This window comes from Burkholderia sp. IT-111MI5, from assembly GCF_949752865.1.
Lineage (GTDB): Bacteria > Pseudomonadota > Gammaproteobacteria > Burkholderiales > Burkholderiaceae > Burkholderia > Burkholderia pyrrocinia_C.
In genome coordinates, this window is record NZ_CATKIF010000044.1 from 131,830 (window position 1) to 144,731 (window position 12,902).

At 64.2% G+C, this 12,902-nt stretch carries 12 protein-coding genes; 8 read left to right on the forward strand and 4 right to left on the reverse strand.

Annotation, left to right across the window (positions count from 1 at the left end):
* The first annotated feature begins 1 nt into the window (after nt 1).
* Together zapE and ACM6JT_RS25270 are read left to right on the forward strand one after the other, a co-directional pair.
* The gene (gene zapE / locus ACM6JT_RS25265) at nt 2-1,099 is read left to right on the forward strand and encodes a cell division protein ZapE (RefSeq protein ID WP_034184039.1); all 1,098 of its coding nucleotides are present in this window, start codon (nt 2-4) and stop codon (nt 1,097-1,099) included.
* 144 nt (nt 1,100-1,243) lie between these two features.
* Complete coding sequence (locus ACM6JT_RS25270) at nt 1,244-1,654, forward strand: transposase (RefSeq protein WP_181152302.1); 411 nt, start codon at nt 1,244-1,246, stop codon at nt 1,652-1,654.
* A 103-nt stretch (nt 1,655-1,757) separates the two neighbouring features.
* Here the strand turns inward: ACM6JT_RS25270 and ACM6JT_RS25275 are convergent, their stop codons facing one another.
* The 4 genes from ACM6JT_RS25275 to ACM6JT_RS25290 form a co-directional block, all read right to left on the reverse strand.
* The gene (locus ACM6JT_RS25275; RefSeq protein WP_034184041.1) at nt 1,758-2,219 is read right to left on the reverse strand and encodes a DUF2147 domain-containing protein; all 462 of its coding nucleotides are present in this window, start codon (nt 2,217-2,219) and stop codon (nt 1,758-1,760) included.
* Nucleotides 2,220-2,385: 166 nt separating this feature from the next.
* The gene (locus ACM6JT_RS25280) at nt 2,386-4,071 is read right to left on the reverse strand and encodes a ShlB/FhaC/HecB family hemolysin secretion/activation protein (RefSeq protein WP_175749339.1); all 1,686 of its coding nucleotides are present in this window, start codon (nt 4,069-4,071) and stop codon (nt 2,386-2,388) included.
* Nucleotides 4,072-4,215: 144 nt separating this feature from the next.
* The gene (locus tag ACM6JT_RS25285) at nt 4,216-5,565 is read right to left on the reverse strand and encodes a collagen-like triple helix repeat-containing protein (RefSeq protein WP_131948509.1); all 1,350 of its coding nucleotides are present in this window, start codon (nt 5,563-5,565) and stop codon (nt 4,216-4,218) included.
* Between the two features lie 40 nt (nt 5,566-5,605).
* Entirely contained in the window at nt 5,606-7,201 is a 1,596-nt protein-coding gene (locus tag ACM6JT_RS25290; protein ID WP_105393034.1) for a collagen-like triple helix repeat-containing protein, read from the reverse strand.
* A gap of 678 nt (nt 7,202-7,879) precedes the next feature.
* Between ACM6JT_RS25290 and ACM6JT_RS25295 the strand changes: the two genes are divergently transcribed.
* The 6 genes from ACM6JT_RS25295 (at nt 7,880) to ACM6JT_RS25320 (ending at nt 12,902) form a co-directional block, all read left to right on the forward strand.
* Nucleotides 7,880-8,086, forward strand: a complete 207-nt coding sequence (locus ACM6JT_RS25295) for a Flp family type IVb pilin (protein ID WP_131948507.1) — start codon at nt 7,880-7,882, stop codon at nt 8,084-8,086.
* A 117-nt stretch (nt 8,087-8,203) separates the two neighbouring features.
* Complete coding sequence (locus ACM6JT_RS25300; RefSeq protein ID WP_217590449.1) at nt 8,204-8,704, forward strand: prepilin peptidase; 501 nt, start codon at nt 8,204-8,206, stop codon at nt 8,702-8,704.
* Nucleotides 8,701-9,147, forward strand: coding sequence for a TadE/TadG family type IV pilus assembly protein (locus ACM6JT_RS25305; RefSeq protein ID WP_131948505.1), 447 nt, complete (start codon nt 8,701-8,703; stop codon nt 9,145-9,147). Before ACM6JT_RS25300 ends, ACM6JT_RS25305 begins: the two co-directional genes overlap by 4 nt.
* Nucleotides 9,148-9,240: 93 nt before the next feature.
* Entirely contained in the window at nt 9,241-10,170 is a 930-nt protein-coding gene (gene cpaB, locus ACM6JT_RS25310) for a Flp pilus assembly protein CpaB (RefSeq protein WP_414857538.1), read from the forward strand.
* 65 nt (nt 10,171-10,235) lie between these two features.
* Nucleotides 10,236-11,567, forward strand: a complete 1,332-nt coding sequence (locus ACM6JT_RS25315) for a type II and III secretion system protein family protein (RefSeq protein WP_131948503.1) — start codon at nt 10,236-10,238, stop codon at nt 11,565-11,567.
* A 60-nt stretch (nt 11,568-11,627) separates the two neighbouring features.
* Nucleotides 11,628-12,902 carry a fimbrial protein gene (locus tag ACM6JT_RS25320; RefSeq protein ID WP_131948502.1) on the forward strand — a complete coding sequence of 425 codons (1,275 nt, stop codon included), beginning with the start codon at nt 11,628-11,630 and terminating at the stop codon, nt 12,900-12,902.

Genomic DNA, 12,902 nt, shown 5'->3' on the forward strand with positions numbered 1-12,902 from the left:
GATGAACGTCACCGAATACTACACGCGCGAACTGACCACGCGCGGCTATCAGTCCGACCCCGCGCAGCGCGCCGCGGTCGATCGCCTGCAGCGCTGTTTCGACGAGTGGGTCGAATACAAGGCGCGCCGCTCGAACGCGTTCAAGAAGCTCATCATTCATCCGGACCTGCCGCGCGGCGTCTACATGTGGGGCGGTGTCGGTCGCGGCAAGAGCTTCCTGATGGACAGCTTCTACGCGGTCGTACCCGTGCAGCGCAAGACACGCCTGCATTTCCACGAATTCATGCGCGAAGTGCACCGCGAGCTCGAGGAACTGAAAGGGCAGGCCGATCCGCTCGACGAACTCGCGCGACGCATCGCGAAGCGCTACCGGCTGATCTGCTTCGACGAGTTCCACGTGTCGGACATTGCCGACGCGATGATCCTGTACCGTCTGCTCGACCGCCTGTTCAACAACGGCGTGCAGTTCGTGATGACGTCCAACTACGATCCCGACGACCTGTATCCGGACGGATTGCACCGCGACCGCATGCTGCCGGCGATCGCGCTGATCAAGGAAAAGCTCGACGTGCTCAACGTCGACGCGGGCGTCGACTATCGCCAGCGCACGCTCGCGCAGGTGCAGATGTATCACACGCCGCTTGGCGCCGACGCCGATCGCGAACTGCGCCATGCGTTCGCGAAGCTCGCCGCGGTACCCGACGAAAGCCCGATCCTGCATATCGAGAAGCGCGAGCTGAAGGCGCTGCGCAAGGCGGACGGCGTCGTATGGTTCGACTTCGCGACGCTGTGCGGCGGCCCGCGATCGCAGAACGACTATCTCGAACTCGCGAGTCGCTTCCATGCGATCGTGCTGTCCGAGGTGCCGCAGATGTCGCCGCGGATGGCGTCCGAGGCGCGCCGCTTTACCTGGCTGATCGACGTGCTGTACGACCACAAGGTCAAGCTGCTGATGTCCGCGGCGGTGCCGGCGGAGCAGTTGTACGTCGAAGGCCCGATGGCGAACGAATTCGCGCGCACGGTCTCGCGTATCGTCGAGATGCAGTCGAAGGAGTATCTTGAAACGCCGCGCCGTATCGTCGATACTTCGCTGACCTGATTGCGATGCTCGGTAATTGGCGCGATTCAAACGTCAATTCCGGTCAAATCCATGCAATCTCGGGGTATTTTCGGATTTGTCTTATATTCATTGTTGAGGTGAGCCGATATCGTTGTGTCATGGTTACCAAGGCTGGAGATGTCCATGACACCGTATCGCGATCTGACCGACCACGAGTGGCGCTGCGTCGCGCCGCTTCTGCCCGAAATGCAGCCGCGCACCGAGTTGCGCGGCCGACCGTTAGCCAATACGCGTGCCGTGCTGAACGGCGTGCTCTGGGTGATCTACAGCGGCGCAACATGGTCCGCCATGCCGCGCCGTTACCCTTCGTATCAGACATGCCATCGCCGCTTCAAGGTATGGCACGAGACGGGCACGTTGTTGAGCGTGATGCGTGAGCTCTATGGCGATTCGGGCGTGAGTCTGTGCAACGAATTGTCCACACGGATGCGCAAGCATACGCAATCGAAGGCAGCGGAGGCGCGTAGCAGTATCGCGCCCGCGTGTCGCGCGCCGAGCGGCTATGCATCTGACACGTTGAAGCACGCGGCATGATGTCCGTCGTTTGCTTCTACGCATGCCCCAAAAGAAAATCGGCCTGACGACTTTGTCGCAGGCCGATTTTTTATCGAGCACGCGCGTTTCAGCGCGTGCTGCGTTATTGCTGGCGTACCCAGGTCTGCGAACGGCCGAGCAGCGACACGCCGATGTAGCCGCGCACGACGAGCTTCTGGCCGCCGTCTTCAAGCGTCATCTTGCACTTGTAGACCTTGCCGTTTTCCGGGTCGAGAATGTTGCCGCCGTCCCAGTGGTCGCCTTCCTTCTTCATCGCCTTGATGATCGTCATGCCCTTGATGAGCTGATCCTTGCGCTCGTCCGTGCAGGCGGTGCAGCGGCGATCGGGCGTATCGTTCGCGCCGAGGCCCTTGACGACCTTGCCCGACAGCGAACCGTCGCCGTCCTCGGCGATCTGCACGAGTGCCTTCGGCTGATGGGTGTTGTCGTCGATCGTCTGCCACATGCCGATGGGGTTGTCGGCTTGAGCGAACGTGGGTGCTGCGCAGGCGAGCAGTGCGCCGGCGACGGCGATTGCACGCAACGGACGGGTCAGTTGAATCATTGTCATCCTCCTTGTTTTGCATGTCGTGTTCGATTCGCCCGCACGACCGCCTGCATGGGGCGGGCATGTTGCGAGCTTCGCCAGAATACGTGAAACCGCGCGCCACGTTTGATAGAGGGGACTCTATTCGAAACAGCCCGCGTGACGCGAGCTGTTTGCTGACCGATCAGTTGAGCTGATACGAGAATGCGGCGTTAATGCGCGGGCTGCGCGACGCGCTTTCGACCGGCGCGTCGCCAACCGGTTTTGCGACGTTCAGGTCGAGACTGTAATAACGGCTGTCCGTGAACCGCACGCCGATGCCGACCGACGACATGCGGTTCGGCGACGGCGTGCCTGCGTGCAGGTACACGCGCGCCATGTCATACGCGATGTACGGCGTGACGGATTTCAGATACGTCCAGCCCGGCGAGAAGCCGCGGTTGACCTCGAGCGACATCCCCCAGCCCGAGTCGCCCGACGTTTCGCCTGGCTGGTAGCCGAGCGCGTAGCGGGTCGATCCGAACGAGATCTGTTCGGACGTCGGCAGCGAGTCGGGGCTGTATTGCCCGGTCAGCGAAACCGACGTGCCGATCCGGAACGGCCATTCGTTCGTTTGCGTGAAGGTCGCGCCGGTGCGGACGAAGGTCAGCGAAATCGGGCTGTCCACCGAGGTCGTCGTCGTGCCGACGGTCACGTCCTGCGCTTTCGACGCGCCGAGGATGTTGAACCCCTTCGCGACGTTGACGCTCAGCTTCTGTACCTGTTTCGGCGAAACGCTCGTGTAGTCGAGCTGCATCTGCAGCACGCGGACCTGCGAGCGCGTGTCGAGCGTCGCGCCGTTGATCTGGTTCTGATAACGGTCTTCGTTATGCGATGCGTAGCCTGAAACAGTGCCGAGCAGGCTGCGCTGGTTGTTCAGCAGCAACGGATAGGATGCCGAAAGACCGAGCTTCTCGTTTTTGACGGTGCGTTCGACATATGACGGTAGCCCCGGGTTGTCGGTCGGCTTGCCGCGATAGGTGCTTGCGTCGAGGCGTGTGATCAGACCGCTGCTGCCGACGGGTACCGCGCCGCTGAACGCGAAGTAGGTCTGCTTGTCACGCCCCGGCGGCGCCAGCGCGGAGATGCTCAGTTGTTCGCCGAACGACGTCAGGCCGTTCTCGGTCGCGGTGATGAGGCCCTGGACGCCCGGGTGGTTGAAGTCGATACCGGTGCTGACGTTGAACGGCTTGCGGTCGACCGCAAGTTCGAGCGTCGTTGCGCCGTCGGTGGTTTGCGGCGGCGGCACGTTCGCCTTCACCGTGAGGCCGGGCAGCAGGCCGAACGTGTTCACGTAGCGCTCGAACGTCGCGCGGCGCAGCGGGCGATCGGCCGTGATATGCGCAGCGATCGCGCGAATCTTCGGTTCCATTGCGCCGGGCTTGCCGGTGACCTTGACGTCCGACACATAGCCTTCGACGACCGTGATTCGCACGACGCCGTTCTCGAACGTCTGCGCGGGAACGAACGCGAACGACAGCGCGTAGCCGCGATCCTGATACAGCTTCGTCACGCCGTTGGCGGTTTCGATCAACTCGCCGATCGTGATGTCCTTGCCGACGAGGGGCGTGAAGCGACGCGAGATTTCCTCGAACGGCACCGACTTCACGCCTTCGACCTGGAACGTCGTCGGCGTCAGATGTCGCGACAGCAGCTCCTGCAGTTGCGGTGCCTGGGGTGCGACCTGCACGGTGACGTTCGGGCCGGTCTTCGGTGCGTTGATCTGGGGAAGGGAGTCGAGCGGGTTACCCGCGACGCGCGTTTGTGCATGTGCCGTGCTTGCTGCCGCGATGGCGAGCAGCATCATCCATCTGTCGAGTCTGGATTTCATTGTTCTTCCTCGTAGGCCTTTCTTTTCGTCTTCTTTCTAATGCTGTCGCGCGACACCTGGGTGTCGCGCGACGCGTGCCGCTATGCCGGGTGTATTTATACGGCCGCGCCATCCGCACCGGCTGCGAAGGTGCGACCGTCCTCCTTACTTGCCAACGCTACCCAGCGTGCCCAGCAACCCCGTTACCGGTGCGAGCAGCCCCGTCGAACCGCCACCCGACGATGCCGTCCCCGACACGCCGCCGACCAGCGACGTGACCGGTGCAAGCGGGCTCGAGCCCCCGGACCCTGCTGCACCGCCGACTGCTCCGGTGACAGTATTCAGCAAACCGGTGACAGGCGCGAGAGGGTTTGCACTGCCTGCGCCACCCGTTGCGCCGCCGAGCGTGCCCGTGACCGTCGATACGAGATTCGTGACCGGAGCGAGCGGGCCGCTGCTCGTGCCGCCCGTTGCGCCGCCGAGTCCGCCCGTGAGCGAGCCGAGCGGCGTCGAGCCGAGACCCGACAGCAGGCCGCCGAGCGGGTTCGTCGAACCGGAGCCTGACGACGTGCCGTTCTGGACGCCAGCTGTCGAGCCGCCGACGAGGCTCGTGATCAGGCCGGGGATCGGTGCTGCACCGTTCGGGCCGTTCGGGTTGACGAGACCACCCGCGTTGGTCACGGTGTTGCCGACCGCGGTCACGAGTTGACCGACATCGCCGACGAGCGGTTGGTTCGACGTGCTACCGACCTGCTTGCCGGCCGAGCTGATCGCGCCGCCGACCTGGCCGAGCAGGCCCGAGACGGGTTGGCCGAGGCCGGTCGTCGTGCCGACCTGTTGCGTGACCTGGCCGGCGGTGATCACGAGCGGCGTGATCGCCGAGCTGAGCGGCTGCGTGACCTGCTGCACGGCCCCCGACGACAGCGTCGAACCGATCGTCGTGCCGGCGGCCGTCAGGCCGTTGGCGACCGTGTCGAGCACGGTGCCGACCGGTGTCGTGACGGGAGCGAGCGGCGCGAGCGGGCCCGTGCCGAGCGCCTTGACCGTCGAACTCAGGCCGGACACCGTGTTGCTCGTCGCGCCGACGACATTGCCGAGACCGGCAACCGTCGTGCCGACCGGATCCTTCGTCGAGCCGATCTGTCCCAGCCCGTTGCTCACCGCATCGGCGGCTGCGCCAACGATCGTGCCGGTGCTGGCGACCGTGCTGCCGATACCCTTCGTTACGCCGTCGCCGAGGCCCGGCAGACTGATGTTGCCGACCGTGCTGCCGAGGTCGGTGGCCGTCTGGCCGACCGTGCTGACGACACCTTTGGTGCCGGTGGTCGTGCCGCTGGTGCCGCTCGTGCCGGACGTACCGCTCGTGCCGCTGGACGAGCCGCCATTGTTGCTGGTCGGCGGCGAGCTGACGCCGCCGCCGCCGCAGGCGGCCAGCAGGCAGGCTGCGGCGAAAGCGGTGAGGGGCATGCGCCACTGGCGCAGGGTGGCCGTCGTGAGAGAACGTTGCTGGGACATGGTGAACTCCTCGCTGTCTTGTCGATGAATGGATATCGGTTTATTTGCCGTGCGTGCCGCCGAGCAGGCCGCCGATCAGCGACGTGACAGGCGCGAGCAGATTCGACGACGAGCCCGAACTCGTGACTGCGCCCGTGCCGCCGGTCAGTGCCGGTGCACCGACCGTGCTGGTGACCGTGGACACCGCGTTCGTCACCGGTGCGAGCGGGCTGCCGCCGCCTGCGCCGCCCGTCGCGCCGCCGAGTGCGCCCGTGACTGTGCCGAGGAGACCCGTGACCGGCGCGAGCGGGCTTCCGCTCGTACCGCCCGTTGCACCGCCGAGCGCGCCCGTGATCGTCGAAACGAGGCCCGTGACCGGCGCGAGCGGGCTGCCGCTGCCGCCCGTTGCGCCACCGAGTGCGCCGGTGACCGTCGAGACGAGGCCGGTGACCGGTGCGAGCGGGCCGCCGCTGCCGCCCGTTGCGCCGCCGAGTGTGCCGGTGACCGTGGAGACGAGGCCGGTGACCGGTGCAAGCGGGCCGCTGCCGCCACCCGTTGCGCCACCGAGAGCGCCGGTAACCGTGGAGACGAGGCCAGTGAGCGGTGCGAGCGGGTTGGTCACACCGCCGGTGCCGCCCGTGAGCAGGCCTCCGACGGCCTTCACGGTATTGCCCGTCGCCGAGACGGTGTTGCCGAGGCCCGTCGTGACAGGGTTGCCGCCTGCCGACGCGAGCAGCGCGCCGGCCTGGTTCAGGCCGTTGCCGACCGTGCCGAGCAGCGTGTTGACGGGTGCGCCGAGGCCGGTTGCCGTGCCGATCGTCTGGGTCGTTTGGCCGACCATCGTCGTGATCGGTGTGATGGCCGAGCTGACCGTCTGCGTGACCTGCTGGATCGGGCCGGTCGACAGCGCGTTGGTGAGGGTGGTGCCGCCGTTCGACACGGCGCCGCCGAGTGTCGACACGAGGCCACCGACGGCACCCGTGACCGGTGCGAGCGGCGACAGCGGGCCGCTGCCGAGACTCGTGACCAGGTTGCCGGTCTGCGTGACTGCGCCGCCGAGCTGGTTGACCACGCCACCCGTGCTGGCAACCGTGGTGCCGATCGGATCCTTTGTCGCGCCGAGCTGGCCGAGACCATTGCCGAGGCCGTTGCCGAGCGCGGTGACTGCGCCGCCGACGCTCTGCACGATGCCGCCCGCGGCTTGCGTGGTGGCCGGGTTGACACCCGGCAGCGACTGGTTGGCGATGACGGTGCCGAGGCCCGAGACGGTTCCGCCGACACCCGTGACGAGATTGCTGCCGTTTGCGAGGACACTTCCCACCGCGTTCGACGACACACCCGAGGTGCCGCTCGTGCCGCTGGTCGTTCCGCTCGTCGAGCCGCTGGTGCTGCCGCTCGTCGAACCGCTCGTGCTGCCGCTGGTCGAGCCGCTGGTGCTGCCCGACGTGCTGCCGCTCGTCGAACCCGACGTGCCGCCGGAGGTGCCGCCACCCGACGTTGAGATCGAATCGCCGCCGCCCGAGCTCGAGCCGCCGCTGCCAAGGCCCTGGCTGATGGAACCGGAGCCGCCGCACGCGGAGAGGGAAAGCATGGCTGCAACGGTGGCCGCGATCAGAGTCGTCCGGAACACGCCATGAGGGATAACCTTAATGTCCATGTTGTCCTCGCATTAAAAATGTGTTGTGAACTGCCGTTGTGTTGAGTGATGCGAGGACTACTCTGCAACTGTCGTGCCATTTCGATGGCCGACGGTTCGACAACAGGTTTTAAACGAGGCAATTCCTTGTCGGAAAAGGAAGTTCTGGAAATTGAAAGATTGTTGAATCTGTTTAAGCGCAGATGAATGAGAACGGTTTCGGCCGTTTCGTAACGTAACGTCACAACATTGGCGTTACGCGTGCGACGTAACGTGGGGCCCACGCAGGCTTGGTGGACGAGGCAATTGTTTTACTGGTGGATTAGGTGTGCACATCTAACCTATCGTAAATCCTATGTGTAAGACGTACCGAAACACCGTACAAATACGTCGTGCTCACGGTCATTTTTTTCGATCCGAGCCGCTAAAAGAGGTTGGAAGTTAAATAGGATCGGATATAGAATCCGGAGCAGATGTAAGCAAATGTACGGTTCGGTACACAACGTTCGAGGAGGGTTGCTATCGCGAATGTTAACTTGCATCAAATCATGAGACATGCCCTTTTGGGCGATATATAAAGAAAGCGCACCCGGTTGTCGTTACAGCAGATGTGGCGAATGGCGCGGGGCAACGGCCAGATATGCGGGGATGTATACGTATAAAAGGCCAAAGAACGTAAATACAGGCACGAGGAATAAAATGAAAGCATTGATGATTCGCTTCCTTCGCGAAGAAGACGGGGTTACCGCGATCGAGTATGGTCTGATTGCGGGTCTGATTGCTGTCGCGATCGTCGCCGGTGTGACGTCGATCGGCGGCAGTCTCGGGACTATGTTCACCAATCTCGGCACTTGCGTGACTACACGTACGGCTGCCGCCTGTTCGGCAGCTACCATCTGGGGCTGACCTCCCGTAAATAAATTAGAACGATCTCATCACTTCGTGAAGGTCGTTTTGGTTCGGTAGCGAGCGGATTGCCTTGGCAATCCGCTCGCACCGACATTTGCGGTGGGCAGTTGCGCGATGGCATATCTAATTTTCAGCGGGGCATTCCTGGCTTGGGTGACGTTTGTCGCGGCCAGTGATATCCGATTTCGGCGCATTTCGAATTCGCTCGTTCTGACGGGGTTGATCGTTGGGTTCGGGGGGGCGACTTTCAACGCGAACCCATTCGGAATCTCCCTGTTTCAGGCAATGCTCGGCATGCTGGCCGGGCTGGTCGGCCTTTTCCCATTTTTCATGCTGCGCCTGATGGGCGCGGCAGACGTAAAGATATTCGCCGTGCTCGGCGCATGGTGCGGTGCGCACGCGCTGCTCTGGCTCTGGGTTGCCGCGAGCCTTGCTGCCGGCGTTCATGCAATTGTCCTAATTCTGCTGTCGCGCACGTCGCTCGGCACATTGTGGCGCCGCGGAGAACCCGCGCTGGTGCTCGGCAAATATCGGGCGACGCCCTATGCGGCATGTCTCGCGATACCGGCTGCCGCGTGGCTTGTCTATCTGGTTGCAACGGAGGGCGTGCGATGAAGCGACCGAGGCAGCCACGGGGATACCGGAGGCAGAGCGGGGCGACGGCGGTCGAATTCGCAATCGTTTTTCCGCTGTTCTTCATGATTCTCTACGCGATCCTCAGTTTCGGGATGATCTTCGTCATTCAGCAAAGCTTGACGCTGGCAGCCAGCGAAGGCGCGCGTGCGGGCTTGAATTACGCGCCGACCCTGGCCGCGCGTGTGACGAACGCTACGACCGCCGCACAGAATGTCTTGGGCTGGCTGAATATCAGCCCGCCGCAGGTGGCTGCTCCACAGTGCAGTTACGACACGACGAATCCACCGACGCTGTATTGCCTGACGGTCACGGTGAGCTACTCGCCGGAAGCATGGGTCACGACCATGCCATTCCTGGGGACCATCATCACCAAACCGTTGACGGGTACGGCAGTCGTGCAGATCCCGCAGTCCATCCTGTGAGAGGGGCATCGTGACGTGACGGGGCCGCGAGCACATGAATCGAGCAACAGGAAAAACTTACTCGGACTTTTATTCCGGCATCCATACCAAAACATGGCCAACAACCTAACCAAGATCATCGCCGGGCTGCTGATTGCGATCGCTGTTCTGCTCGGAATCTATGCGTGGATGCTCGGGCGTAGTTCGCCGGCTCCCGTGCCGGCGCAGCAGATCGCGGTGGCAAATCCGGTGTCGGTCGTGATCGCGGCGCGCACGTTGCCGGCGGGTCAGCCGATTGCCGCCGACGCGTTGAAGGTTCAACCGACCGCGTCGATGCCGGTCGGTGCGTTCGGCAATCCGGGCGAGCTCGTCGGCCGTGTGCCGACGCGGGACATTCCAGTTTCGTCGCCGGTTGTCTCGGGCGCATTGGTGTCGGGCCTTGCCGAAGACGTGCAGCCAGGCGAGCGCGCGATCGCGGTTCGCGTCGACGAGACCAACGCGGTCGGCAACCGGCTGCGTCCCGGCAATTTCGTCGACGTATTCCTGAACCTTAAGCGCGAGGCCAGTTCGTCGATGTTTGACGGGGAAATCTCGCAGACGCAGGCACGACTGCTGTTGTCGAAGGTGCGTGTGCTGTCATTCGGCGATGCGACGTCCGAACGCGACAGCGGCAACAACACGAACGGCAATAACGGCCAGCCGTCGAATGTGCGCATCGCGGTGCTTGCGGTGCCGACCGCGCAGGTTGATGCGCTAACACTCGGCGAGGCGAGCGGCCGGTTGACACTCGCATTGCGCAACCCGCGCGACGACGAGCTTGCGATGCAGACGGTTGCGGTGCGCACGGACAACAAGCTGTCGCCGTCGGGGCTCGCGGCAGCAGGCATTTCGCTGCAGCAACTGTCCGGCACGCAGCGCAATGCGGTGGCCAACGTGAACGTGCCGCCGCTGCCGTCGCGCTTGCCGCCGTCGGTGCGGCCGGGCGGTGGTGGCGGTGGTGTCGAGGTGATTCGCGGCGGCCGGTCGGAAACGGTTGCTTATTGAAAGGCATCGACGGTCATCGATATCAGCGACGACAAGTAAAAGGCCGAGAGACGGTCCAACGAACAATGAAAAACACACTGATTGCATTCGCGATTGCTATCTGGACCATGACATTTTCATCGCTCGCCAGCGCGAGCGGCACGATCGAACTCGCCGTTGGCGCGCAACGGCAGATTTCGGCCGGCCGCGCGCTGCAGCGCGTTGCGGTGGGCGATCCGGCGGTCGCCGACGTGCTGATCATGAAAGGCAGCCGTTCCGGATCGGTGCTGCTGATCGCGAAGGCGCCGGGTGCGACGAACGTGATGCTGTGGGAGCGCGGCCGCGACGAGCCGACGGTCTGGAATGTCGAAGTCGTCGATGCGTCCGCGCATGCGGTGCTCGACGGCTCCACGCCGCGCGTGAATGCGTACGGCGGAACGGCGGTGCTGCGGGGAGCGTCGGCATCGCTCGATGCGCACGACCGCGCAGTCGCGGTCGGCAAGAACATGAGCGCGAAAGGGAGCATGATCGATCGCTCGACGATCGCCGGCAAGAATGTCGTGCAGGTCGATGTGCGCGTCGTCGAATTCAGCCGCTCGGTGCTCAAGCAGGTTGGCTTCAACTTCTTCAAGCAAAGCAACGGGTTTTCGTTCGGCTCGTTTTCTCCGGGCGGTGTGCAGTCATATAACGGCGGAGCGGGCCCCGGTACAGCCGGGTACATTCCGACGCTCGGTGCGCCCGTAGCGTCGGCCTTCAATCTGGTCGTGAACGCAGCCGGGCGGGGGATCTTCGCCGACCTGTCGTTGCTCGAGGCCAACAATCTCGCTCGTGTGCTCGCGGAGCCGACGCTCGTCGCGCTGTCCGGGCAGAGCGCGAGCTTCCTCGCGGGCGGCGAGATTCCCGTACCGTCGCCGCAAGGGCTCGGCTCGACGGCGATCCAGTGGAAGCAATACGGAGTCGGACTCTCGCTGACGCCGACGGTGCTGAGCCCGCAGCGGATCGCGCTGAAAGTCGCGCCCGAGTCGAGCCAGCTCGATTTCGTGAACAGCGTGACGATCAGCGGCGTCGCGGTGCCGGGTATCACGACCCGCCGTGCGGATACGACGGTCGAGCTCGGTGACGGCGAGAGCTTCGTGATCGGCGGCCTGATCGATCGCCAGACGATGTCGAACGTGAGCAAGGTGCCGTTGCTGGGCGATCTGCCGATCATCGGCACGTTCTTCAAGAACCTGAACTATCAGCAAAATGACAAAGAGCTGCTGATCATCGTGACGCCGCATCTCGTCGCGCCTATCGCGAAGGGCGCGGTGCTGCCTGCAACGCCTGGTGAGCTGTCCGAACAGCGCAACGGGCCGGTCTGGCAGTCGTATCTGGGCGGCGCCGCATCGCCGGACGCTGCACCGGGGTTTTCGAAATGAGTGCGAAGCATCGCGCGTTGCGGTGCATCGGCACGCCTTGCTTAATCGGGGGTGTTCAACATGAACGCGCGAATCCAATCATTGTGTGAACCCGCCGTGACCGACTATTTCATTTGCGCGTCGCAACAGGAGGCGCATGTCCGCTGGCTGGCCGATACGCTGGTGTCGGCCGGTGCTGTCGAGGCCGCATCGCTCGAGCCTGGCGTGCTTGCACAGCGCATCACGGGCCTCAATCCGGCGCTCGTCTTCATCGATTTCTCGGACGGCAGCACGGCAGCGAGCATTGCCGCCGCCGCGGTCCGCGCCACGCATCCGGGGTTGCCGATCGTCGCGCTCGGTTCGCTCGCACGGCCGGAGAGCACGCTCGCCGCACTGCGCGCCGGCGTTCGCGATTTCATCGACGTGTCGGCACCCGCCGAGGAGGCGTTGCGCACGACGCGCGGGCTGCTTGCGAACGTCGCCGAGCCGGCGAGCCGCCACGGCAAGCTCGTCGCGTTGCTCGGTGCGCGTGCCGGCATGGGTGTGAGCACGCTCGCGACGAATCTCGCCGTATGGCTGCAGAAGCGCGCGGCGAGCCCGGGGGCGGGCGGTGCGCCGAACGGTGGCACCCCGGCCGGCCGCCAGACCGCGCTCGTCGACCTGGGACTGCCGGCAGGCGATGGCGCGCTGTTCCTGAATACCCGCTGCGAATTCCATTTCATCGATGCGGTTCACAATCTGCGCCGCATCGACCGGACCTTCGTGAATACTGCGCTGACCCGGCATGAGAGCGGCGTCGCATTGACGACGCTGCCGGCCGATCTCGGCGGGCTGCGCGACGTCTCATACGCGTCGTGTGCCGGTTTGCTGAACCGGTTTCGCGCATTCTTCGATCAGCAGATCGTCGATCTCGGCGGCTTTTCGAACCGCGAGTTCGTCGCCCAGATCACGAGCTCGGCCGACGAAGCGTGGCTCGTCTGCGATCAGGGCGTCGCGTCGATCGTATCGGCAGCCGATCTGCTTACCGGGCTGCGCGACGCGGGCGTCGATACCGATCGCGTACGGCTCGTCGTCAACCAGTACGACCCTGCACTCGACCTGACGGCCGCGCAGATCGCCGAGCGCCTCGGCTTGTCGCTGGTCGGCACCTTGCCGTCGCGCCGCGTCGCGATCGGACGTGCGGCGAACCAGGGCCGGCTCATCGTCGATATGGCGGAGCGCGATCCATACGTGCGCGCGCTCGAGTCGCTCGCCGCGCGGCTGCCAGGCGTGTCGGTCAGATCGGCGGCACCGCGTTCTGCATCCGGCCTGTCCGCACTGAAGCGTTTCATTCAACCCTCGTCCAAGCGGTCGTAA

Coding starts and splice junctions, on each gene's coding strand:
- ACM6JT_RS25280 (WP_175749339.1), bottom strand. CDS start 4,071: ATGAAATCCAGACTCGACAGATGGATGATGCTGCTCGCCATCGCGGCA.
- zapE (WP_034184039.1), top strand. CDS start 2: ATGAACGTCACCGAATACTACACGCGCGAACTGACCACGCGCGGCTAT.
- ACM6JT_RS25285 (WP_131948509.1), bottom strand. CDS start 5,565: ATGTCCCAGCAACGTTCTCTCACGACGGCCACCCTGCGCCAGTGGCGC.
- ACM6JT_RS25270 (WP_181152302.1), top strand. CDS start 1,244: ATGACACCGTATCGCGATCTGACCGACCACGAGTGGCGCTGCGTCGCG.
- ACM6JT_RS25320 (WP_131948502.1), top strand. CDS start 11,628: ATGAACGCGCGAATCCAATCATTGTGTGAACCCGCCGTGACCGACTAT.
- ACM6JT_RS25305 (WP_131948505.1), top strand. CDS start 8,701: ATGAAGCGACCGAGGCAGCCACGGGGATACCGGAGGCAGAGCGGGGCG.
- ACM6JT_RS25275 (WP_034184041.1), bottom strand. CDS start 2,219: ATGATTCAACTGACCCGTCCGTTGCGTGCAATCGCCGTCGCCGGCGCA.
- cpaB (WP_414857538.1), top strand. CDS start 9,241: ATGGCCAACAACCTAACCAAGATCATCGCCGGGCTGCTGATTGCGATC.
- ACM6JT_RS25295 (WP_131948507.1), top strand. CDS start 7,880: ATGAAAGCATTGATGATTCGCTTCCTTCGCGAAGAAGACGGGGTTACC.
- ACM6JT_RS25290 (WP_105393034.1), bottom strand. CDS start 7,201: ATGGACATTAAGGTTATCCCTCATGGCGTGTTCCGGACGACTCTGATC.
- ACM6JT_RS25300 (WP_217590449.1), top strand. CDS start 8,204: ATGGCATATCTAATTTTCAGCGGGGCATTCCTGGCTTGGGTGACGTTT.
- ACM6JT_RS25315 (WP_131948503.1), top strand. CDS start 10,236: ATGAAAAACACACTGATTGCATTCGCGATTGCTATCTGGACCATGACA.